The organism is Streptomyces sp. NBC_00872, assembly GCF_045161915.1.
Classification (GTDB): Bacteria; Actinomycetota; Actinomycetes; order Streptomycetales; family Streptomycetaceae; genus Streptomyces.
On the sequence record NZ_CP108806.1, the window covers coordinates 4,521,083 to 4,542,678 of the forward strand.

Here is a 21,596-nt window from a genome sequence, read left to right on the forward strand (position 1 = left end):
CACCACTCACACAGGAGGCGGGATTCATGGGCCTAGGCGGATGCATCGTTCTGCTCGCGGTGGGAGCGATCCTCACCTTCGCGACCGACTGGGAGGTCGACAGCGTCAACCTCGATCTGGTCGGTCTGATCATGATGGCGGTCGGCCTGATCGGTATCGCCACCTTCACCAGCATCGCCCGCCGTCGGCGGGCCGTCATACCGCCGGTCGCCCCGACCGTCGTGGAGCGGGACGACCACCGCACCGGTTACTGACCGGCCGGGCCGCCGGACCCGGACCGGACCGCCGGACCGCCGGTTCGCCGGCCCGGTCACCCGGCCCCGTCCAGGCCTGTGCGGACCTACGCGTCGAGCCCGGCCAGTACGAGACCCAGACGGGACGTTCCCGACTCCGTGACACGGACGGGAACACCCCAGTCCTGCTGATGGACATGGCAGGCCGGGTACTCGTTGGCGGGGTCGTCGTCGCAGGACGCCGCCATCGCGGAGACATGCAGCACGCCCTCCGTGACGCCCTCGGCCAGTACCAGTTCACGGCTGAGATCCGTACCGGCACCGCCGCCGTCCGCCAGCAGTTCGGGCGGGGTGGCGGAGACCAGCAGCCGGGTCGAGGGACCGTAGCGCGTGTCGAGCTTCTGGCCGCCCGGCGCGGTGAAGACCACGTCCAGCAGGAGCGCGCCCGGGGCGACATCGGTGGCCGCCCGCCGCGTGCGATGGGCGACGGCCTCCACACGTACCGCCTCGTCGGGCAGCCGCAGCCGGGTCAGCCGGTGCCGGGCGGACTCGACGACGACGATGTCCTCACCGACGAGCACCGCGTCACTGGGCTCACGGAGATCCGTCGCCAGCGTGGTCACCTCGCCCGTCGACGGGTCGTAACGGCGCAGGGCGTGGTTGTACGTGTCCGAGACGGCGACGGAGCCGTCGGGCAGCGCGGTGACGCCCAGCGGGTGCTGGAGCAGCGCCTGTGCGGCGGCGCCGTCCCGGTGTCCGAAGTCGAAGAGTCCGGTGCCGACGGCCGTACGGATCACGAACCCGCCGTCCGCACCGCCCCCGTCCGCACCGCCCTCACCCTCCTCACGCTCCTCACCCTCCTCACGCTCGACATAGCGCAGGGCGCTGGTCTCCGAGTCGGCGATCCACAGCCGGTCCTCAGTCGCCGCGAGCCCCGACGGCTGGGCGAACCACGCCTCGGCGGCCGGCCCGTCCACCAGCCCCTCGTTGGTGGTACCGGCCGCGACCTCGACGGTCCCGGTGGCCGGGTCGTACGTCCAGAGCTGATGGACCCCGGCCATGGCGATCCACACGCGCCCGGCCCACCAGGCGACGTCCCACGGCGAGGAGAGAGCCACCTCCAGGGCGGGCCCGGCGGACGGTGAGCCCTGCATCCACTGCCTGCCGGTCCCCGCGACGGTCTCGATCGCGCCGGTGGCCGGGTCGTAGGCGCGCAGCGCGTGGTTCACGGTGTCCGCGACGATCACCCTGCCGTCGGGCAGCAGGGCGAGCCCCTGCGGTTCGCTGAACGAGTCCGGTCCGAAGCCGCGCTCGCCGTTGCCGATCCGCCGCACGACCGTCTCGCCGTCCGGCGCCAGCTCGACGAGCTGATGGCGGGTGGAGTCGGAGACGAGGAGATTCCCGCCGGGCAGCACCAGCGCCTTCCCGGGGAACCGCAGATCGGTCGCGACCGGCTCCGGGGGCACGTAGGGCCCGTCCCCCCGCCGCAGCGTCCCCTTCGCGGCGTGCTCGGCCTCCAGCTCCTCGACCAGCCGCGCGATGGCGTGCGCGTGCCCCTCACCCGCGTGCTGGGCGACGACATACCCCTCGGGATCGACAACCACCAGCGTGGGCCAGGCCCGTACGGCGTACTGCTTCCAGGTCGCCAGCTCGGGATCGTCCAGCACGGGGTGGTGGACCTCGTACCGCTCGACGGCGTCGACCACGGCCTGGTGCTCGGCCTCGTGGACGAACTTAGGCGAGTGGACACCGATGATCACCACGGTGTCCCGGTGCTTCTCCTCCAGCTCCCGCAGTTCGTCGAGAACGTGCAGACAGTTGATGCAGCAGAAGGTCCAGAAATCGAGAATGACGATGCGTCCCCGCAGGTCGGCGAGGGTGTACGAGGTGTCGCCCGTATTGAGCCAGCCGCCCTTGCCGATCAGCTCGGGGGCCCGCACGCGAGCGCGGCGGGACGGGGCCGGGGCGGTGGCGGAGGCCGGGGCGGGGGTCGCGTCGTTCATGGAACATAGGGTGCCATCCCCGGATGAACGCCGGATCACGGCCTTACGAAGCCGTCCCCGCGTGCGGGCGGGCGGACCGGCCCGGACCGAACCGGATCGCCCGTGCGGACCGGACCGGACCGGACCGCCCGCCCGCCCGTGCATGCGTGCGTGCGGTCCGCGTCAGGCGCTGGTCCGCGTCAGGCGCGCGGGCGGGGCGGGGGCGTGAGGCCCAGGCGACGGTCCTTGAGGGCCGGGAACTGTTCGCGTGTCGTCGCCACGCGCGTCAGATCGAGGTCGACCGTCACGATCTCCTCGTCCGCGCCCGCCTCCGCCAGTACCTCGCCCCAGGGGTCCACGACGATGCTGTGCCCCGACTGCTCCACCCCCGCGTGCGTCCCGGCGGTGGCGCAGGCCAGGACGTACGACTGGTTCTCCACCGCCCGCGCCCGCGCCAGCAGCGTCCAGTGCTCGCGGCGCCGGGCCGGCCAGCCGGCCGGGATGACGAGCAGCCGCGCGCCCGCGTCGACCAGCCCCCGGAACAGCTCGGGAAAGCGCAGGTCGTAGCAGGTGGCCAGGCCGAGCGTGGTCTCCTCCGCGCCCTGTCCGGCACCGCCGTCACGCCCGTCCTGTCCGGCACCGGGGAGCGTGAGCGGCACGGTGACCAGTTCCTCGCCCGCGCTCATCATCGTCGCCTCGCCCTTGTCGAAGCCGAAACGGTGGATCTTGCGGTACGTACGGACCGGCTCACCGGCGGGCGAGAGCACGAGCGAGGTGTTGTAGAGCGCGCCCTCGGCGTCCCGTTCCACGAAGGAGCCGGCGTGCAGCCAGACCCCCGCGTCGCTCGCCGCCTTCGACATCGCCCAGAAGGTGGGTCCGTCCACCGGCTCCGCCTCCCGCTCGAAGGACTCGTACGCGAAGGCGCCGACCGGCCACAGTTCGGGAAGGACCACCAGGTCAGCGGTGCCCCGCTGCTGGCGTACCAGGGCCGCGGCGCGCTGTCTGCGCGAGTCGACCGATTCGTACGGATCTACTGCGATCTGGATGAGCGAGGCGCGCACAGTACCACCGTCCTGGCATTCGAGCCGTCAACACGGGCCTACGATCGTCACACGAAAGCACTGCCGGGGTGCCATCGGGCAGCGTAACTTAGCTGCCGAACCTCCCACGCAGCCCGCAGCCAGCCCAGCAAGCCAGCCCGCGTACCGCAGAACCGCCGAGGGGTCCCGTGACCGTACATCCCAGCCTTCAAAACTACGCCGATGCCTGGACCCACTCCATCGAGGCCATAGCCGAGCTGGTGCAGCCGCTCGTCGAGGGCGAGTGGAGTTGGCGCACGCCGTGTCCCGGCTGGTCCGTACGAGACATCGTCTCGCATGTCATCGGCATGGAGAACGAGTTGCTCGGGGACCCGCGGCCGATCCACTCACTGCCGCGCGATCTCTACCATGTGCAGAGCGAGTTCGCCCGCTACATGGAGATGCAGGTCGATGTGCGGCGGCACCACACCGCACCGGAGATGACCTCCGAGCTGGAGTACACGATCATCCGCCGCAACCGGCAGATCCGGAACGAGAGCCGCTCCCCCGACACCATGGTCCGGGCGCCCCTCGGCAAGGAGCAGACCCTCGAAACGGCCTGGCGGGGCCGGGCGTTCGACGTCTGGGTGCATGAGCAGGATCTGCGGACGACGCTCAACAAGCCCGGCAATCTCGACTCGCCCGGCGCCCTGATCGCCCGGGACGCGCTGCTGGCCGCGCTGCCGAAGGTGGTCGCCAAGGACGCGGGCGCGCCGCCGAACTCGGCGGTCGTCATCGATGTGAGCGGTCCGGTGGAGTTCCTGCGCACGGTCCGGGTGAACGCGGACGGCCGCGGTTCGATCGACGGCTCGCCCTCGCTCGGCCCGCTGGTGACGCTGGCGATGGACTGGGAGACGTACTTCCGGCTGGCGTGCGGCCGGGTGCGCGCCTCGGCGGTCGCGGACCGGATCAAGATCGACGGCGATGACGAACTGGCGGCGGCGATCCTGCGCGAGTTCGCGGTGACGCGTTGACGCGGTGACCCGCCGGGGCACTGGGGCACTGGGGCGTTGAGGCTGTGACCCGCCGGGGCGTTGGCGCCTCGGGTCGCGGTGGGCCGCCGGGCGTGTCGGGTGCGAGTGGGCGTCGGACGCGTCGCGGCGCCGCCGCCGTACCGGCACCGGACTCCGGACCCGGGACCCTGGGCCGGGACACCGGACACCGATCGCCGTGAGGCGGGCCGCGTCCGCCGGCCGTCGCCGTACGTACCGGCCCGCACGCCGTACGTACCCGCCGCCCTCACGTCACACGGGCACCGGGCCGTCACACGGACACCGGACGCGTCACACGGACGCCGGATCCGACCGGGACCCGACCGTCCCGAACCGGTCCGGACCGTCCTCACGCCGGTACGTGCACGGCCTCCACCCGGCTCGCCACCAGTCGTTCCCGCTCCCGCCGGGCCGTCCGCGCCCGCAGCCGCAGGATCTGCACGATCCCGAGCGTTTCGAGGACGAAGACGGACGAGAACGCGATCCGGAAGTTCCCGTCGGTCGCGTCCAGCAGGACGCCGACCGCGAAGAGCGTCGTCATCGAGGCAACGAAACCGCCCATGTTGACGATTCCGGAGGCCGTGCCCTGACGCTCCGGCGGGTTCGCGGGCCGGGCGAAGTCGAAGCCGATCATCGACGCGGGCCCGCAGGCGCCGAGGACCACGCAGAGCGTGATCAGCAGGCCGGTCGGGGCATGGTCGCCGGGGTACGTGATCGTCGTGGCCCAGAACAGCGCCGTCGCCCCGACCGTACCCAGGACCAGCGGGGCCCTGGCCCGGTGGTGGCGGGCGATGACCTGCCCGTACACCAGGCCCACGGCCATGTTGGAGAGAACGACGAGGGTGAGCAGTTCGCCCGCGACGGCCCGGGACAGTCCCTGTGCCTCGACCAGGAACGGCATGCCCCACAGCAGCAGGAACATCATCGCCGGGAACTGCGTGGTGAAGTGCACCCACAGCCCCAGCCGGGTGCCGGGCTCACGCCATGACTCGGCGATCTGCTTCCGCACGTAGGCGGCGCCCGCGTGCTCGGCCGGGGGCGGCTCATGGCCCTCCGGGTGGTCCTTGAGGAAGAGCAGAAGCAGGACGAGGACGAACACACCCGCCAGCGCGCTGCCCGCGAAGGTGGTGGTCCAGCCGAGACCGTGCAGGGTCCGGGAGATGAAGACGGTGGAGACGAGATTGCCCGCCATGCCGAAGAGCGCGGCGACCTGTCCGATCATCGGCCCGCGCCGGGCCGGGAACCAGCGGGTGCCGAGACGCAGCACGCTGATGAACGTCATCGCGTCACCGCAGCCGAGCAGGGCGCGGGCGGCGAGGGCCGTGCCGTACGAGGGGGCGAGCGCGAAGCCGAGCTGTCCGACGGTGAACAGCACCACGCCGATGGTCAGCACCTTCTTGGTGCCGAGCCGGTCGACCATCAGGCCGACGGGTATCTGCATGCCCGCGTAGACGAGAAGCTGGAGTATGGAGAACGTCGAGAGCGCGGAGGCGTTGACGTCGAAGCGGTCGGCGGCGTCGAGGCCGGCCACGCCCAGACTGGTACGGAAGATGACGGCGACGAAGTAGACGGCGACACCGATGCCCCAGACCCAGGCGGCGCGACGGCCGCCGGGCGGGTCGCCCGGGAGGGTGAGGGCGGGGGAGCCCGCGGCAGCACTCACCGTGCCTCACCCCTGACCAGCACCTTGACCCGGCTGATGTGACGGCGCAGACAGGCGGCGGCGCCGTCGGCGTCACCGGTCCTGATGGCGTCGAGCATGTCCGCGTGTTCGGTGATGTTCTTGGCGATACGGTCGGGGTGCGCCTCCATGACGGCGACGCCCATCCGCAACTGCCGGTCCCTGAGCTGGTCGTAGAGCCGGGAGAGGATCTGGTTCCCCGCGTGCCGCACGATCTCGGCGTGGAAGCAGCGGTCGGTGGCGGCGACGGCGGCGAGATCCCCGTCCACGGCGCGCTGCCGCTGCTCGTCGAGCAGTTCCTCCAGCCGCTCGATCAGCCGCGCGGAGGCCGGCACGGCCTTCCGTACGGCGAACTCCTCGACCAGCAGCCGGGTTTCGACGACATCGGCGATCTCCTGCGCCGAGACGGCGAGCACCAGGGCGCCCTTCTTGGGGTAGAGCTTGATCAGCCCCTCGACCTCCAGCTTGAGAAGAGCCTCGCGCACCGGCGTCCGGGACACCCCGACGGCCTCGGCCAGCTCCCCTTCCGTCAGCAGGGTGCCGCCTTCGTAACGGCGGTCGAGTACGGCTTCCTTGATATGGCTGTAGACACGGTCTGCGGCGGGCGGTCGCTTCACGGGAACGGCGGGAGCGGCAGCGGCGGAAGGCATGCGCACAGCTTAGATACAACAGAAACGCACGGGCAGGCGCGTCCGGGATACGGACGGGGCGAAAGGGGCGCGTCCGACGGCGCGTTCCATGGCATTCGCGTGCATCCATCCGGGGTGCTCGTGAGTCTCAAGACGGGGCGCTTCTCTCAAAGTGGTCCCGTTCTGGCGCATTTCAACGCATTCGCGGATTCGGAGCGTTTCTTTTGATGTCCACCCTCCTGGGCGCACGCAGAGCCGCTGTGGTCACGGTCACCCTCACCGCCGGCGCGCTGCTGTCCGTCTCGTCCCTGGCCGCGCCCGCGCAGGCCGCCGCCGCCCCGTCCATCGGAGGCAAGGGCGGGTTCGTGCTCAACAACGCGACCGGCGCCACGGTCTACGGCAAGGCCGCCGACACCCGGCGCCAGATGGCGAGCACGACGAAGATCATGACGGCCGCGGTGGTGCTCACCACCAAGGGCGTCGACCTCAACCGCAAGGTGACCGTCAAGAAGGCCTACCGCGACTACGTCGCCAAGCAGGGCGCCAGCACGGCGGATCTGCGTACCGGCGACAAGGTCACCGTGCGCCAGCTGGTGTACGGGACGATGCTGCCCTCCGGCTGCGACGCCGCGTACGCGCTCGCCGACACCTTCGGCACCGGCTCGACGACCGCCGCGCGCACCAAGTCGTTCATCGCGAAGATGAACGCGAAGGCCACCTCGCTCAAGCTCAAGAACACCAAGTTCGACTCCTTCGACGGCATCTCGCAGAGCGGGAAGAACTACACCACCCCGCGCGACCTCGCGAAGATCGCGCAGTACGCCATGAAGAACGCGAACTTCCGCGCGGTCGTCAAGGCCACCTCGTACAAGAGCACCGCGCCGACCAGCACGGGCGGCAAGCGCACGTACACCTGGTACAACACCAACAAGCTGCTCGGCTCGTACAAGGGCGCGATCGGCATCAAGACCGGCACCGGCACCGCCGCGGGCCCCTGCCTGGTGTTCGCCGCCACGCGCGGGAGCAAGACCCTCGTCGGCGTCGTCCTGAACGGCGCGGACCGTTACAAGGACGCCGCCAAGCTGCTCGACTACGGCTTCGGCTCGTCGACGGCGAAGACGATGAAGCTGCGTACGCTCCCGGCGGACGCGCAGCGCGACTGATCTCCGGCGACCGACCTCCGGCGTCCGGGGGGACGAGGGCCGCGCCACGGAAGCAGCACTCCGGCGCGGCCCTCACGCCTTCGCTCACGCCGGCCCTCACGCCGGCCCTCATGCCTGCGCTCACGCCGACGCGGGCGAACCGCGGGCCGGGCGCCCGGACCGGCCGACCGTGGGCGCGGCGGCGGTCGATGTCACCGCCGGCGGGTCAGCGTGAGGCTCGTACCAGCAGGCCCGTGAGCAGCACCTCGAACATCTCGCGCAGCGTCTCGGTGAAGTCGAACCGCATGGTCGCGAGCGAGGGGTCGGCCTCGTACGCGGCCAGCATCGCCGCCGAGGGCTGGGTGTGCGTCCATACCGCGCCGGTCGTCAGCATGACCGCGCCGCCGAACCGCACCGCGTCGGGCTCGCTCAGTTCGGGCAGATGGACGCGCAGGAGCCGGACCAGGACACCGATGTTCGCGAGCGCGGCGCGCTTGTACTCCGCGGCGACCTGGGGGGAGACATTGCGTTCGAGCACCGCGGCCTGCGCGCTGACCAGGTCGCAGAGGACGGGACGGTCCGCCAGCGAGGCCGCGAGCGCGGCTGCGAGCCGGTCGGCACGCCCGGGGAGCGGGGCGGCGGCGTCGACCAGGGCGGGGAGCGCGCCGTCCAGATGCTCCAGCCATTCGCGCGAGGCGACATCGAGCAGTTCGAGCAGCACGGCCTCCCGGGACTCGAAGTAGCGCAGCACATTGGATTTGGCGAGGCAGACGCGCCGGCTCAGCTCATTGAGGCTCACCTGCGCCACGGACATCTCACCGAGCATCGCGGTCGCCGTGTCGAGGATCGCCTGTCTGCGCGCGGCGCGCTGCTCGTCACTGCGGGCGCGCTGGAAGGGCATGGTCATGACCCCAGACTACAGACCCCCGGTCTGTTGTTATCGAACCAGCGGTCTGATAGCTTCGCTGACAACAGACCGCCGGTCTACTCGGAGCCCTGACCCGGCCCCGCCCCTCCCCTCACCTGACCTCACTGACCTCAGTGACCTCACTGACCTCACTGACCTCACTGACCTCACCCTGGAGCCACCATGTATGTCGTCCCCGACCAGACCGGGAAGCTCACCGTCGTCACCGGCGCCAACAGCGGCACCGGCAAGGAAGCCGTACGCCGTCTCGGCGCCGCCGGTGCGCGTGTCGTCATGGGCGTACGTACCGTCGCCAAGGGCGAGCAGGCCCGCGCCGAGATCCTCGCCGAGCACCCGCACGCCCAGCTCGAAGTGCGCCGGATCGATCTGGCGGACCTGGCCTCGGTGAAGGAGTTCGCGGACGGGCTCATCGCCGACGGCACACCGCTCGACCTGCTGGTCAACAACGCGGGGGTGATGGCGCCGCCCACCCGGATGACGACCGCCGACGGCTTCGAGCTCCAGATGGGCACCAACTATCTCGGCCCCTTCGCGCTGACCGTACGGCTGCTGCCGCTGCTGCTCGCCGCCCCGGCGCCGCGCGTGGCCACCATGAGCAGCGGCACGGCCAACTACGGACGGATCCACTTCGACGACCTCCAGTGGGAGCGCCGCCGCTACAGCCCCAGCCTCTCCTACGCGCAGTCCAAGCTCGCGGATCTGATGCTCACCCAGCAGCTCGCCGTGATCGCCGCCGAGCGCGGCTGGCCGCTGCTGAGCACCGGGGCGCACCCGGGCTACACCCTCACCAATCTCCAGACGACGGGTCCGAACCTCGGCCGCGACAAGCCGTCGCGCGGGCAGGGGCTGCTGTCGGCCCTCAACTTCCTGCCGTCGCAGGCGCCGGAACAGGGGACGGAACCGCTGCTGTACGCCGCGACCAGCGCCGATGCGGTGGCGGGCGGTTACTACGGTCCGAGCGGACGGTTCGGACTGGTCGGCCCCACGGCAACGGCCCGTACGACCCGCAGGGCACTGGACACCGCGGCCAACGCGCGGCTGTGGGCCGAGTCGGAGCGGCTCACGGGGGTGGCCCCGCACGCGACGGTCGCGTAACCGCGCAGGGGGGAGCGGTACGGACCACGCGGGGGGACGGTACGGACCACGCGGGGGGACGGTACGGACCACGCGGGGGGACGGTACGGACCACGCGGGGGGACGGTACGGACCACGCGGGGGGACGGTACGGACCACGCGGGGCGGGCGTGTCAGTCCGGGCGGCGGAGCGTACGGCCGTACGCTGAGGCGGCGGCCCGGGGGACCTCGGGCGTCGCGAGACCTCGGGCCTCGCGCCACGAGGACAGCGTCCCGCCACGAGGACGGCGTCGCACCCCAGGGCCCCAGGGACGGCACAAGAGACGGGACAGGGACGGCCCGGCGCCGGTGCCCGGGTCCGACCGGGTTCGCGGCCCTCACCACCCCGGCCCCGGAGGCGTCCTTGCGGTCCAGCCCATCCCCACCGCATCTGTTCGACCGGGTCCCGCTGGCCGGGCGCTATCCCGCCGCCGTCGCCCTCGTGCTGCTGGCGCTGAGCCCGTTTCTGATCCTCACCACGGCCACGACCCTGATCGAACCGCGGCTTCTGCGGGAACTCGGCGCGACACGGTTCGAGTTGCAGCTCACCAGCGGTATGTCCAACGCGGCGTACGCGTTCGGCGCGGTGGCCGCCGCGGATCTCGTACAGCGGGTGGCGCGCCGACATGTCTATCTCATCTGCGAGGCCGGCTTCGTGGTGAGTTCCGTGCTGGCGCTCAGTGCCCCGGGGATCGGGCTGTTCGCGACCGGGGTGATCGTCCAGGGGCTCTGTACGGGGATGCTGCTGGTCTGCGCGCTGCCACCGCTGGTCACGGGTCACCCGATCGGGAGACTGGCGACGACGGCGGCCGTGGTCAGCCTCGGCCTGTTCGGGATGGTGGCCTTCGGGCCGCTGGTGGGCGGGCTGGTCGGCAGCCTGGGCGGCTGGCGGCCCCTGTTCGCGGGGCTCGCCGCGCTGGCGGCGATCGGACTGACCGTGGGCGCTCTGTCGTTCGAGGCCAACGAGCCGCCGGCGCGCCGGGCGCGGTTCGACTGGCTGGCCATTCCGCTGGCGTTCGGCACCACGGCGCTGCCGTTCTTCGGGGTCTCCTGGCTGACGCGGGGCTCGTTCGCTGACCCCGAGTTCTATCTGCCGGTCGTCTGCGGACTGATCTGCGGGCTCTTTCTGGTGGGGGGTCAGTACAGGAAGGCCAATCCGCTGATGCCCGTACGGCCCATCAGCAACACGCTGCCGGTCGTCGGGACGGTCAACGCGATGCTCGTCGGGGCGTGCTTCACCACTCTGCTGGAGCTGACCGAGGCCTACCTGACCGACGAGGCGCACTACTCGCCGCTGCGCGTCGGCATGCTCGTCACACCGCAGATCGTCGGGGTGTTCGTCGCGGCGGTGCTGTTCCGGCGGCTGGTGGCGACCCGCTGGACACCGTATCTGGCACTGTCGGGGACGGTCGGCGTGGCCATCGGCGCCGCCGTGCTGCTGGCCGCGTCCACCTCGAACGCGTCGGCCGTCGTCCCCGTCGCCGCGCTCTTCCTGGGCTTCGGCGCGGGCGCGGGCGTGACGCCGGGGCTGTTCCTGGCGGGCTTCTCCGTACCGTCGGCACAGATCGGCCCGACCTTCGCCCTGGTCGAACTGCTCCGCTCGGAGGCGGCGTTCCTGGTCGGCCCCGTCCTGCTGCACGCCGCCCTGACGACCGGGCTCGCGCGGGGCTTCCATCTCACCGTGACGATCATGCTGGCGATCACGGTGACCGGCGCGCTGCTCCTGGTCGTCCTCTACCTCCTGGGCGGCGCCCGCCCCCAGCCCCCCGACCTGGAGTCCTGGCTCTCGGGCCGCTCGACGGCATACCACTCCCCGGCCCTGGCGGCAGCGATCCGCAAGAAATAACACCACCGCGTTCACCCGGCCCTGGAGCTGGTGCTGGAAGCGGTGCTGGACCTGCGCCGCCGGGACCACGGGACTACTCGGGCAGCAGCGGCACGACGACGGAGGGGCCGCCCCAGTCCTTCGCGAGGGCGTCCATGATGATCTCGTCGCAGACCTGCCCGAGCCAGTATCCGGCCTCGCGGAGCGTTCCCGCCGTGCGGAAGCCGGCCTTCTGGTAGGCGCGGACACCCGCCGTGTTCGGCGCGAGGACCTTGAGCCAGACCATCCGGAGATTGGTGATGTGGAAGGCGTAGTCGAGGGTGAGCCGGGTCGCCCGAGTGCCGAGACCGTGTCCCCGCGCCTCGGGAGCCAGCATGATCACGTATTCGGCGGTCCGTACGGCGTGATCGGGCAGGAGCGTGGTGACACCCGACGGGACCGGGCTCCCGGACGTCAGGTCGTAGACGGTGAACCGGATGTTGTCACCGCGGAGTTGATGAACCATGCCCTCGGTACGGGCTTCCAGGGACTCGGGTCCTTGGCGTCCGTAACCGACGAGAAGAGCCGGGTCCTGCTCCCAGCGCCAGTAGGTCTCGACCAGGTCGGCACGGTAGGGGCCGAGTGCACAGATCTCGTTGCCGATCCACAGGATCGGGTCAGGGCTGGCGCTGATGACGGCCTCCGATGGTGAGAACTGGCGTACAGGCGAACGTCGAGCGCGGTTCGCCGACAGGAATACCGTCCACAGTCTGTACCCAGGCATGCAGACGTACGGGGTCGGGCGCGACGCCATGGCACCACGTGACAGCGAGCCGCCGTGAGGCCAGCAGCAGGACGGCGGCGGCGGACTCCTCCAAGCAGGCGGTACGGCCCGGGGAGTACCAGCCGATGTGCCGAACGTCGAGGACCGCCGCGTTCACCTGGGCAGTGGTGGCGGCGCGGTGGCAGATTGACGCGGCCGCTGCGAGCGTTGCCATGACGCGGTGCATGGCCGTCGCCGCGGGTCCCGCCCTCCTGACGGCGAGGACGGACGCCAAAGCGGTAGCCGCGGCGACGCCCGACCGATGGTGAGCACGCGGAGGACGGCTGATTCCGGCCGGGTGTTCTGCACTTCCCCAACTCGCGGGAGCGGAGCGGGCGGTGACCGGGGCGGGCCATGGCGTCGGACCCGGCGTAGGCACCAGCAGACCGTCGGCGAGCAGCCGTGCGGCCAGCGCGGGAGCCATGACGTCCAGGCGTCCGGTGCGGGCGGCGCTCTGCCACAGGGCTGTGGCGGCGGGCAGGAGGCACCGGGCGCGACCGGTCCGGTAGTCGATGAGGACCAGGACATGACCGAAATCCACGGCACGGACATGGTTCGGGGAGGTGGCGAAGCAGGGCAGATCAGTCATGCGTGCTCCTCGTCGGCGTATCGCTCCATACCGGTCCGGGGTTCTCGTGGTGCGCACGTAGCCACGCTTCGGCGCTCAGCGCCTGTTCGAGCGTCGCCAGCGGCATCGGGATGCCCGCGGCGGCCTCACGCAGATGCCGACGCATCCGGCCCGGGTCGATGAGCCCGAGGTGGGCGAGGTGACCGTCCGCAAGACTGAGGAGTTCGGGCAGATTGACGCGCAGTCCCGCGTAGTGATCGGCGTCGAAGCTGCCTTTCGTGGTACGGCCGGCGACCGCGGGCGGCAGCAGGTGCCGCATCGCACGGCCGAGGAGCGGTTTGTATCCGTGGACCGGTGGACGGTGTTCGATCGGGGTCCGCAGAACCGTGTCCATCACGCGCGGGTCGAGAAAGGGATTGTGCAGTTCGATGCCGCAGGTGGCGGCAAGCCCGACATCGGAGACGGCGGTACGGGCGACCTCGCGTACCTCGTCCACGAGGATCCGGACCGAGGCGTCCAGACCGGTCAGGGTGTCTTCTGTGTCGGCCGCCCCGCCGGCAGCGTCGGCCAGAAGCCGCAGGGCCGCGGGATCGGCCCAGTCAGGCATCGGCAGGAGCGTGAACCAGCGGACATCGCCGCGGTCGGCGGTGGGCCGGACCCGGGAGGCCGGGGTGTCGGCGAGATCGGCGAGTGATACGGCGAGATCGGTCAGGGCATCCTGGCGGCTGATCCGGGCCATGGCCGCGGCATCGCGCAGGAGCGGTGCGACCGGGCAGTGGCGTAGACGGGCCCAGCCGAAGGCCTCACGCACCGCCCGGGGCCATTCGCCGTGGCGGACGAGATCGGCGAGGTGGGCGGGCGGCTGGAACAGGACGCTGTCACCGCCGTCGCCGGTCAGATGGGTCCGGCTGCCGAGACGCCGGCGCATCCAGCGGAACTGACCCGTCAGCCGGGCATGGGTGAGGGTCGAGGGGGCGGGTTCGTCGGTGGCCGGTACGGCGGTGATCCGGGTGTAGGGCAGATGCTCGGCGGCCAGCGGGAGGAGATGGTGGGCGATGCGGTCCGGATACGCGGCGGACGCGAGCCGGGCGTAGTGGAGATCCGCTCCGCTCTCGTCACCTTCGGGATGGACGGTGACGGCGTCGAGGCGGCGCTCACCCGGCAGGGACGTCGCGGCGAGGACCGCGACCGTGGTGGAGTCCAGGCCGCCGGACAGGTCACAGGACACGTCGTGGCCGGCTTCCGTCCGCAGGGTCACCGCCGCCGACAGAACTTCTCGAAGGCGATGGTGCGGGGGGCCGGGAACAGGATCAGGACGCCATCGGACAGTGCACCGCGGGCTGCCGCCGTCAACAGGCAGTTCGATCCGGCTGCCCGGTGCCAGTTGCTCCACAGCGTCGAAGAAGGTGCGCCGGTCTGCCACCGCCGGTACCGACGGCGTGAGGATGGAGCAGACGAGCCGCCGGGCGTCCACGGGCGCCGAGATGAGACGGGCGAGCACGCGGGCGGAGGTGGACCAGGCCCAACCGTCCCGCCAGGCGGTCGCGTAGAGGGGCAGAGCGGCGGCGGGATCCGTGTGCAGTACCACTCCGGCCGGGGTCTCTTCGACAACTGTGTACGCACCGGGCCACCGCCAGGCGATGTCGGCCGGCAGCGCGGTATCGGCCAGGCGGCGCAGTTCGGCGGGCGTGGCACCGCACCAGCCCAGAAGCAGGACACGCCGGTACCCGCCGCGTGCCGTGGCGGAACGAGCCGGAGCGTCGCCGAGCCTCCAGACGGAGGATCCGGCACTGATGGGCACGGCACCTTCAGGTCGAGGGCAGTCGTCCCCGGTGCTGCTGAAACCACCGAAGGTCATGAGGTCTCCCTGGGGAACACGTTGAGTACGGTGCCCGGCACCGGGTTCCCGAGGCCGGGCACCGGGGACGTCAGCAGTTGTAGGCGCGGCGCTTGTCCTCGCTCTGCCCGCGGCCTTGGCCTTCGGTCAGCTCGACGACATCGCCGAGTTCCACCGGCAGCAGTTCGTCCTCGCCGCTGGTTTCCGTACGGTTCCCGTCGTTCATGGTGATTCCTCTCTCCAGAACAAGACTGCGGAAGGGGCTGTCCGAGGACCGGTCGGGCCGGAGACGCGGAGCAGCCGGAGACGCGGAGCATGGGGGTACCGCACGGTGGGAAGAATGCGATGTCGTCCGATCGCCCGCATGCACGTGCACAGTCAACTCGCCCCCGATACGCCATCTCTGGTGCCGCAAGCGGGTGCGTTTTCCGTGCGGGGCCGCCCAGGGGTGCCAGGATCGGACAGTGGACGGTCAGACGCTTGGGGGGCGGGCATGATGGCACCAGATGGCATCGGCGCCATGCTGAGAGGACTTCGCGAGGCGGCAGATCTCACCCGCGAGGAACAGGCCTTGGTCTTGCAGAAGGCCCAGGACGGCAAGTGGTTCGACCCGGAGAACTTGAAACGCTGGGAGACCGAACGGCGTCTGCCCGTCCCGAGGTGGCACCAACTGCTGGCAGACGGATACGGGCGGCCGGTGGAAGAGATCGTCCGGGCAGTAGCGGCTTCCAGGCGCCGACGCAGGCTTGAGCGCCGGGCGGCCGGCGATGAGGGAGAGGAGGGTACGGCGGTGAACCGAAGGAAGTTTCTGGGCGCGGCGGGGCTGGCGACAGGGAGCGTCGCTCTGCCCGGTATCGCGGAAGCACGTCGAGGCATCGACGTCGGGCTGTCCGGTTCCGACGCCGGTGACCTCGCCTACCTCAATGAGGCGTTCGAGCGCCATCGGAGCGGCTACCAGGGGCGTCCGCCGAGCGCTGTGCTCGCACGAATGCGCGACGACCTGAATCTCCTGCGCGAGGTCCTCGGCCGCCCTCACCCCGCCGACGCCCGCGCGGCACTGGCCCGTACCACCGCCGGAATCACCGGCCTGGTCGCGATCATCCAGCACGACAGAGGCGACCAGCGCGACTCCCACGGCTGGTTCACCACCGCCGCACGAGCGGCCCGCGAGTCCGGTGACCGTCACATGCTCGCCTGGGTCCTGGCCCGGCACGCGATGGTCCCCCTCAACTATGGGGCGCCAGATGCCGCCGCCGCGCTGGCCACCCGGGCCCGTGTCGAAGCCGGCCGGACGCCGACCGCCGCCGCGGCGCTGGCCGCCGCGGTCTCCGCGCGAGCACTCGCCGCCGCTGGTGACCACAAGGCCGCGCTCCGGGCCGTGGCCGACGCGCGCGGCATCGCCGAGAACCTCGACACCGCGCAGTCGGCCGACACCTGGTTCGGCTATCCCCGGCAGAAGCACCACGTCCATCTCTCCCAGGCGTTCACCCTCATGGGCAGGACACTTGAGGCGTACACCGAGCAGGAAGCCTCCCTGGCTCTCAGCCGCTCCCAGTCCGTCATGACCCGCGCCCTGCTTGCCATGGACACCGCAACCTGCCTCCAAGCGGACGGAGACTCCACGGCGGCAGCCGACATGGCCGTGGACGTCTGGCAGCGACTGCCGGAGGCATACCGAGGCGGACTGGTCCAATCCCGGGCCGAAGCCCTGCACCACGCACTCTCCGGTGCGGCCCGTACCCGGCTGGGCGAGGTTCTCGTAGGCCGTTAGCCGGAGCCCTTCGGGCGAGTTCCGGAGCTGGGCAGGCTCGTCAGATTGCCTGGTCGACCCAGAGGTCCCCGTGCATACGAGGTTGTGGCCGGGGCCCGTACTGCGCGCGCGGGTCCGGCCCCGGAACCCGTGGTGGGGGGTTCGGGGCCGGACGGTGGTGTCGCGGGGTGGGCGGGTCAGGCCCAGGTGATCAGGCGCTTCGGCTGTTCCAGGATCGCCGCCGTGTCCGCGAGGAACCTGGAGCCCAGTTCGCCGTCGATCAGGCGGTGGTCGAAGGAGAGCGCGAGGGTGGTGACCTGGCGGGGCTTGACCTTGCCCTTGTGGACCCAGGGCTGGAGCTTGATCGCGCCGATCGCCAGGATCGCGGACTCGCCCGGGTTGAGGATGGGCGTGCCCGTGTCGACGCCGAAGACGCCGACATTGGTGATGGTCACCGTGCCGCCCTGCATGGCCACCGGCGTGGTCCTGCCCTCACGGGCCGTGGAGACCAGTTCGCCCAGCGCCACGGCCAGTTGGGGCAGGGTCTTGTCGTGCGCGTCCTTGACGTTCGGCACGATCAGTCCGCGCGGGGTGGCGGCCGCGATACCCAGGTTGACGTAGTGCTTGACCACGATCTCCTGGTTGGCCTCGTCCCAGGCGGCGTTGACCTCGGGGTTGCGCTTGATGGCGACCAGCAGCGCCTTGGCGATGAGGAGCAGCGGATTGACCCGCAGTCCGGCCATGTCCTTGTCGGACTTCAGCTCCTCGACCAGCTTCATCGTGCGGGTCACGTCGACGGTGACGAACTCCGTGACATGCGGCGCGGTGAACGCGCTGCCCACCATGGCCGCCGCCGTGGCCTTCCGTACGCCCTTGATGGGGATACGGGTCTCCCGGCCGGTGCCGGCCGGTGCCACGGGTGCCGGTACCACCGTCGGCGCCGGTGCCACAGCCGGTGCCGTCGGCGCCAGCGGTTCGCCCACCAGCTCCGTCGGCGCGATCGCCGCGTACACGTCCTCGCGGGTGATGATCCCGTCCTGGCCCGACGGCGTGACCGTCGCCAGATCCACTCCGAGATCCTTGGCGAGCTTGCGCACGGGCGGTTTGGCCAGCGGCCGTCCGGCGGCGGGCGCGCCCACGACCGGTGTCGCACGGCCGTTCAGCTCCGCCTGGACCGCCGCGGCGGCCGCGCCTCCCGTGGTCTGCCCCGGTACGGAAGCACCCCTGCGCGGGCGGCGCTTCGTCGACGACTCGGCCACTCCGTAGCCGACCAGCACCGGCTGACGGCCCGTCGGCTCCGTAGCGGCCGTAGCGGGCGTAGCGGCCGGGGCAGCCGTCACAGCCGCGGGCGGCGACGGCTCGGGCGCCGCCGCCGGAGCGGGCTCACCGCTCCCCGGCGCCACGTCCACCGTGATGATGGACACGCCGACATCGACCGTCGTGCCCTCCTCGAAACGCAGCTCGTGCACCACCCCGTCGTACGGAATGGGCAGTTCGACGGCCGCCTTCGCCGTCTCGACCTCGCACACCACCTGGCCGTCGGTCACCGCGTCGCCCGGCTGTACGTACCACTTGAGGATCTCGGCCTCGGTCAGGCCCTCGCCCACATCGGGCATCCTGAACTCGCGGTAGCGGTCCGGGGCGCCGGCAGCCGATGGGCCGGTGGAAGTATCAGCAGTCATGGTCACGGCACTCCTCAGTACGCGAGCGAGCGGTCGACGGCGTCGAGCACCCGGTCCAGGCCCGGGAGGTACTCGTCCTCCAGCCGGGCCGGCGGATACGGCGCGTGATAGCCGCCGACCCGCAGCACCGGTGCTTCAAGATGGTAGAAGCACCGCTCCGTGATCCGGGCGGCGATCTCCGCTCCCGAGCCGTAGAAGACGGGCGCCTCGTGCACCACGACCAGCCGGCGCGTCTTCTCCACCGACGTCTGGATCGTGTCGAAGTCGATCGGGGACATCGAGCGGAGATCGACGATCTCCAGCGACTTGCCCTCCTCCTCGGCCGCCGCGGCGGCTTCGAGACAGACCTTCACCATCGGACCGTACGCCGCGAGCGTGAGATCCGAGCCCTCACGCGCCACCCGCGCCCCGTGCAGCGGGCCCGGGATGGCCTCGGTGTTGACCTCGCCCTTGTCCCAGTAGCGCCGCTTCGGCTCGAAGAAGATCACCGGATCATCGGTCTGGATGGCCTGCTGCATCATCCAGTACGCGTCCGACGCCGTGGACGGCGAGACGATCTTCAGACCCGCCACATGCGCGAAGAGCGCCTCGGGCGACTCGCTGTGGTGCTCGACCGCGCCGATGCCGCCCCCGTACGGGATACGGATCACCACGGGCAGCTTGATCTTGCCCAGCGCGCGGGCGTGCATCTTCGCGAGCTGCGTGACGATCTGGTCGTACGCGGGGAACACGAAACCGTCGAACTGGATCTCCACCACCGGGCGGTAACCGCGCAGTGCCAGACCGATGGCCGTGCCGACGATGCCCGACTCGGCGAGCGGGGTGTCGATGACCCGGCCCTCGCCGAAGTCCTTCTGGAGCCCGTCCGTGACCCGGAAGACACCGCCGAGCTTGCCGACGTCCTCACCCATGATCAGGACCTTGGGGTCGGTGTCGAGGGCTTTGCGGAGCGACTCGTTGATCGCCTTGGCGATCGGAAGCTTCTGTACGGCCATGATCAGCGACCCCCTTCTCGAACACCCGCGGCACCCGCGGCACCCGTGACACCCGCGGCACCGGTGACACCCGCCGCGGCGATCGCGGCGTCGGCGGCCGGGTCGGCGTCCACGAACGACGCCTGGTACGCGGCGAACTGCGCACGCTCCTCGTCGACCAGCGTGTGCCCGTCGGCGTAGACATGGTCGAAGATCGCCATGGGGTCCGGGTCGGGCATCGCCCGTACCGCTTCTCGTACCCGCTTCCCGAGCGTCTCGCTCTCCTCGTCCAGGGCCGTGAAGAACGCCTCGTCCGCCTGGCCCTCCCCCTCCAGATACCGGCGCAGCCGCAGGATCGGGTCCTTGGCCTCCCAGGCCTCGCGCTCCTCGTCCGCGCGGTACTTGGTCGGGTCGTCGGAGGTGGTGTGAGCGCCCATGCGGTACGTGAAGGCCTCGACCAGCGTGGGCCCCTCGCCCCGGCGGGCCCGCTCCAGCGCGGAGCGGGTCACGGCCAGACAGGCGAGTACGTCATTGCCGTCGACCCGGACGCCCGGGAAGCCGTAGCCCTGCGCGCGCTGGTAGAGCGGCACCCGGGTCTGCTTCTCGGTCGGCTCGGAGATCGCCCACTGGTTGTTCTGGCAGAAGAACACGACCGGCGCGTTGTAGACCGCGGAGAAGGTGAACGACTCGGCGACATCGCCCTGGCTGGAGGCGCCGTCCCCGAAGTAGGCGATCACGGCGGAGTCCGCGCCGTCCTTGGCGACGCCCATGGCATAGCCCGTGGCGTGCAGCGTCTGCGCGCCGATCACGATCGTGTAGAGATGGAAATTGTTGGTGCTGGGGTCCCAGCCGCCGTGGTTCACACCGCGGAACATGCCCAGCAGATTGGTGGGGTCGACCCCCCGGCACCAGGCGACACCGTGCTCACGGTAGGTCGGGAAGACATAGTCGTCGTCGCGCAGCGCGCGGCCCGACCCGATCTGCGCGGCCTCCTGGCCCAGCAGTGATGCCCACAGTCCCAGCTCGCCCTGGCGCTGGAGCGCCGTGGCCTCCGCGTCGAAACGGCGGGTCAGGACCATGTCCCGGTACAGCCCGCGCAGCTCGTCCGGGGTCAGGTCGATCTGGTAGTCCGGGTGCTCGACGCGCTCGCCCTCGGGGCTGAGCAGCTGTACGAGCGGGGGCTCGGAACTCTGTGGCTGCGGCGTCCTCTTCGCGCTGGCGCGCTTGGTGCCGCTGCTGCGTCGCGGTTTGCGCGCGGCAGTGCTCTCCACGGTCACGTGCGTGCTCCTCCGTCTGTCCGGCCCCCGGGATCCGCCGGGAACCAGTGCGGCTCGCCTGGACCCGCCACGGGCACGGGGTGGGTGCGACGCGGTCGGGACAGGCGTGACAGGTGCCCCGGCGAGCGCTCTGTCACAGGCACGTTACCCAGTGGGCCGCATTACTGCGAAACCCCATCTGACCTGCAATTTTGCTTGGATTTCCAAGTAAATCGACAAAGTCTGGAACAACCACTGGTCACAGCCTTGCAGGCCGCCGGAACAACGGCACGTTATCCCGCTGATCTGCGGCAGGGAAGGGGTGAGTGTGTGAGACTGAATTCTGTGCACCAAGAAGGAAAAATCACTGTATTTCTCGTTGATGACCATGAAGTCGTCCGCCGAGGGGTCTACGAACTTCTCTCCGTCGAGGACGACATAGAGGTCGTAGGGGAAGCGGGCACGGCGGCGGACGCCATGGCCAGGATCCCGGCGACGCGCCCGGATGTGGCCGTGCTGGACGTACGGCTGCCGGACGGCAGTGGGGTGGAGGTCTGCCGCGAGGTCCGCTCGCGGGACGAGAGCATCAAGTGCCTGATGCTCACCTCGTTCGCCGACGACGAGGCGCTGTTCGACGCGATCATGGCCGGGGCCTCGGGTTATGTACTCAAGGCGATACGCGGGAACGAGCTGCTGACGGCCGTACGGGACGTGGCGGCGGGGCGCTCGCTGCTCGACCCGGTGGCCACGGCCCGGGTGCTGGAGCGGCTGCGCAACGGCAGCGGCCCCAAGGGCGACGACAAGCTGGCCTCGCTCACCGACCAGGAACGCAGGATCCTGGATCTGATAGGCGAGGGCATGACGAACCGCGCGATCGGGGAACGGCTGCACCTCGCCGAGAAGACGATCAAGAACTATGTCTCCAGCCTGCTCTCCAAGCTGGGGATGGAGCGGCGGTCGCAGGCGGCGGCGTATGTGGCGCGCCTCCAGGCCGAGAAGAACTGAGCCGAACAGAGCCGGCGGTGCGGGGCCTGCGGTGCGGCGGGGTCGCCCGCGAGACGGGGCTGGCCGTACGACGGGGTCGGCCGTACGACGGGGCCGGCCGTACGACGGGGCCGGCCGT

General features: G+C 70.8%; 18 protein-coding genes and 1 pseudogene. 7 read left to right on the plus strand and 12 right to left on the minus strand.

Features of this window, described 5'->3' with window-relative positions:
• Nucleotides 1-26: 26 nt before the first annotated feature.
• Nucleotides 27-254 carry a DUF6458 family protein gene (locus OG214_RS19280; RefSeq protein WP_365902218.1) on the plus strand — a complete coding sequence of 76 codons (228 nt, stop codon included), beginning with the start codon at nucleotides 27-29 and terminating at the stop codon, nucleotides 252-254.
• An 86-nt stretch (nucleotides 255-340) separates the two neighbouring features.
• Here OG214_RS19280 and OG214_RS19285 read toward each other — a convergent pair whose 3' ends face one another.
• On the minus strand, nucleotides 341-2,236 hold the full coding sequence (locus tag OG214_RS19285) for an NHL domain-containing thioredoxin family protein (protein WP_405985442.1): 1,896 nt from the start codon (nucleotides 2,234-2,236) through the stop codon (nucleotides 341-343).
• Between the two features lie 179 nt (nucleotides 2,237-2,415).
• Nucleotides 2,416-3,276: a carbon-nitrogen family hydrolase gene (locus OG214_RS19290; RefSeq protein ID WP_405985443.1), complete on the minus strand. Its 861-nt coding sequence runs from the start codon at nucleotides 3,274-3,276 to the stop codon at nucleotides 2,416-2,418.
• Between the two features lie 167 nt (nucleotides 3,277-3,443).
• Here OG214_RS19290 and OG214_RS19295 point away from each other — a divergent pair, with 167 nt between their 5' ends.
• Nucleotides 3,444-4,268 (plus strand): maleylpyruvate isomerase family mycothiol-dependent enzyme, encoded by an 825-nt coding sequence (locus OG214_RS19295; RefSeq protein WP_363079028.1) that lies wholly within the window; start codon nucleotides 3,444-3,446, stop codon nucleotides 4,266-4,268.
• A gap of 367 nt (nucleotides 4,269-4,635) precedes the next feature.
• On the opposite strand, the gene OG214_RS19300 is transcribed toward OG214_RS19295, so the two are convergent.
• Nucleotides 4,636-5,949 carry a nitrate/nitrite transporter gene (locus tag OG214_RS19300; protein WP_405985444.1) on the minus strand — a complete coding sequence of 438 codons (1,314 nt, stop codon included), beginning with the start codon at nucleotides 5,947-5,949 and terminating at the stop codon, nucleotides 4,636-4,638.
• Entirely contained in the window at nucleotides 5,946-6,617 is a 672-nt protein-coding gene (locus OG214_RS19305; RefSeq protein WP_363079026.1) for a GntR family transcriptional regulator, read from the minus strand. Before OG214_RS19305 ends, OG214_RS19300 begins: the two co-directional genes overlap by 4 nt.
• Before the next feature lie 206 nt (nucleotides 6,618-6,823).
• On the opposite strand from OG214_RS19305, the gene OG214_RS19310 reads away from it, so the two are divergent.
• Nucleotides 6,824-7,759: a D-alanyl-D-alanine carboxypeptidase family protein gene (locus OG214_RS19310; protein WP_405985445.1), complete on the plus strand. Its 936-nt coding sequence runs from the start codon at nucleotides 6,824-6,826 to the stop codon at nucleotides 7,757-7,759.
• A 205-nt stretch (nucleotides 7,760-7,964) separates the two neighbouring features.
• Here OG214_RS19310 and OG214_RS19315 read toward each other — a convergent pair whose 3' ends face one another.
• Complete coding sequence (locus OG214_RS19315) at nucleotides 7,965-8,645, minus strand: TetR/AcrR family transcriptional regulator (protein WP_383035877.1); 681 nt, start codon at nucleotides 8,643-8,645, stop codon at nucleotides 7,965-7,967.
• A 183-nt stretch (nucleotides 8,646-8,828) separates the two neighbouring features.
• Here OG214_RS19315 and OG214_RS19320 point away from each other — a divergent pair, with 183 nt between their 5' ends.
• Both OG214_RS19320 and OG214_RS19325 read left to right on the plus strand, forming a co-directional pair.
• Entirely contained in the window at nucleotides 8,829-9,761 is a 933-nt protein-coding gene (locus OG214_RS19320) for an SDR family oxidoreductase (protein ID WP_405985446.1), read from the plus strand.
• 382 nt (nucleotides 9,762-10,143) lie between these two features.
• Complete coding sequence (locus OG214_RS19325) at nucleotides 10,144-11,625, plus strand: MFS transporter (protein ID WP_405985447.1); 1,482 nt, start codon at nucleotides 10,144-10,146, stop codon at nucleotides 11,623-11,625.
• A 73-nt stretch (nucleotides 11,626-11,698) separates the two neighbouring features.
• Here the strand turns inward: OG214_RS19325 and OG214_RS19330 are convergent, their stop codons facing one another.
• The 4 genes from OG214_RS19330 to OG214_RS19345 form a co-directional block, all read right to left on the minus strand.
• Entirely contained in the window at nucleotides 11,699-12,256 is a 558-nt protein-coding gene (locus tag OG214_RS19330) for a GNAT family N-acetyltransferase (RefSeq protein WP_405987548.1), read from the minus strand.
• Between the two features lie 4 nt (nucleotides 12,257-12,260).
• Complete coding sequence (locus OG214_RS19335; protein ID WP_383035870.1) at nucleotides 12,261-12,995, minus strand: lasso peptide biosynthesis B2 protein; 735 nt, start codon at nucleotides 12,993-12,995, stop codon at nucleotides 12,261-12,263.
• Complete coding sequence (locus OG214_RS19340; RefSeq protein ID WP_405985448.1) at nucleotides 12,988-14,832, minus strand: albusnodin/ikarugamycin family macrolactam cyclase; 1,845 nt, start codon at nucleotides 14,830-14,832, stop codon at nucleotides 12,988-12,990. The genes OG214_RS19335 and OG214_RS19340 overlap by 8 nt, the downstream gene beginning before the upstream one ends.
• Before the next feature lie 70 nt (nucleotides 14,833-14,902).
• Nucleotides 14,903-15,037 (minus strand): albusnodin family lasso peptide, encoded by a 135-nt coding sequence (locus tag OG214_RS19345; protein WP_382850561.1) that lies wholly within the window; start codon nucleotides 15,035-15,037, stop codon nucleotides 14,903-14,905.
• A gap of 267 nt (nucleotides 15,038-15,304) precedes the next feature.
• Here OG214_RS19345 and OG214_RS19350 point away from each other — a divergent pair, with 267 nt between their 5' ends.
• Nucleotides 15,305-16,582 (plus strand): twin-arginine translocation signal domain-containing protein, encoded by a 1,278-nt coding sequence (locus tag OG214_RS19350; protein WP_405985449.1) that lies wholly within the window; start codon nucleotides 15,305-15,307, stop codon nucleotides 16,580-16,582.
• Nucleotides 16,583-16,758: 176 nt separating this feature from the next.
• On the opposite strand, the gene OG214_RS19355 is transcribed toward OG214_RS19350, so the two are convergent.
• The 3 genes and pseudogenes from OG214_RS19355 to pdhA all read right to left on the minus strand — a co-directional run.
• Nucleotides 16,759-18,243 (minus strand): dihydrolipoamide acetyltransferase family protein, encoded by a 1,485-nt coding sequence (locus OG214_RS19355; RefSeq protein ID WP_405985450.1) that lies wholly within the window; start codon nucleotides 18,241-18,243, stop codon nucleotides 16,759-16,761.
• 14 nt (nucleotides 18,244-18,257) lie between these two features.
• The gene (locus tag OG214_RS19360) at nucleotides 18,258-19,238 is read right to left on the minus strand and encodes an alpha-ketoacid dehydrogenase subunit beta (protein ID WP_363079018.1); all 981 of its coding nucleotides are present in this window, start codon (nucleotides 19,236-19,238) and stop codon (nucleotides 18,258-18,260) included.
• A 104-nt stretch (nucleotides 19,239-19,342) separates the two neighbouring features.
• A pseudogene (gene pdhA, locus OG214_RS19365) lies at nucleotides 19,343-20,494 on the minus strand (pyruvate dehydrogenase (acetyl-transferring) E1 component subunit alpha); the annotation flags it as partial.
• Nucleotides 20,495-20,818: 324 nt separating this feature from the next.
• Between pdhA and OG214_RS19370 the strand changes: the two are divergent.
• Nucleotides 20,819-21,478, plus strand: coding sequence for a response regulator transcription factor (locus OG214_RS19370; protein WP_363079061.1), 660 nt, complete (start codon nucleotides 20,819-20,821; stop codon nucleotides 21,476-21,478).
• Nucleotides 21,479-21,596: the final 118 nt, after the last annotated feature.

Excerpts from the sequence above, each read along its gene's own strand:
- OG214_RS19320 (WP_405985446.1), top strand. The coding sequence starts at position 8,829 with ATGTATGTCGTCCCCGACCAGACCGGGAAGCTCACCGTCGTCACCGGC.
- OG214_RS19355 (WP_405985450.1), bottom strand. The coding sequence starts at position 18,243 with ATGACTGCTGATACTTCCACCGGCCCATCGGCTGCCGGCGCCCCGGAC.
- OG214_RS19310 (WP_405985445.1), top strand. The coding sequence starts at position 6,824 with ATGTCCACCCTCCTGGGCGCACGCAGAGCCGCTGTGGTCACGGTCACC.
- OG214_RS19285 (WP_405985442.1), bottom strand. The coding sequence starts at position 2,236 with ATGAACGACGCGACCCCCGCCCCGGCCTCCGCCACCGCCCCGGCCCCG.
- OG214_RS19335 (WP_383035870.1), bottom strand. The coding sequence starts at position 12,995 with ATGACTGATCTGCCCTGCTTCGCCACCTCCCCGAACCATGTCCGTGCC.
- OG214_RS19305 (WP_363079026.1), bottom strand. The coding sequence starts at position 6,617 with ATGCCTTCCGCCGCTGCCGCTCCCGCCGTTCCCGTGAAGCGACCGCCC.
- OG214_RS19345 (WP_382850561.1), bottom strand. The coding sequence starts at position 15,037 with ATGAACGACGGGAACCGTACGGAAACCAGCGGCGAGGACGAACTGCTG.
- OG214_RS19315 (WP_383035877.1), bottom strand. The coding sequence starts at position 8,645 with ATGACCATGCCCTTCCAGCGCGCCCGCAGTGACGAGCAGCGCGCCGCG.
- OG214_RS19360 (WP_363079018.1), bottom strand. The coding sequence starts at position 19,238 with ATGGCCGTACAGAAGCTTCCGATCGCCAAGGCGATCAACGAGTCGCTC.
- OG214_RS19350 (WP_405985449.1), top strand. The coding sequence starts at position 15,305 with ATGATGGCACCAGATGGCATCGGCGCCATGCTGAGAGGACTTCGCGAG.
- OG214_RS19340 (WP_405985448.1), bottom strand. The coding sequence starts at position 14,832 with ATGACCTTCGGTGGTTTCAGCAGCACCGGGGACGACTGCCCTCGACCT.
- OG214_RS19280 (WP_365902218.1), top strand. The coding sequence starts at position 27 with ATGGGCCTAGGCGGATGCATCGTTCTGCTCGCGGTGGGAGCGATCCTC.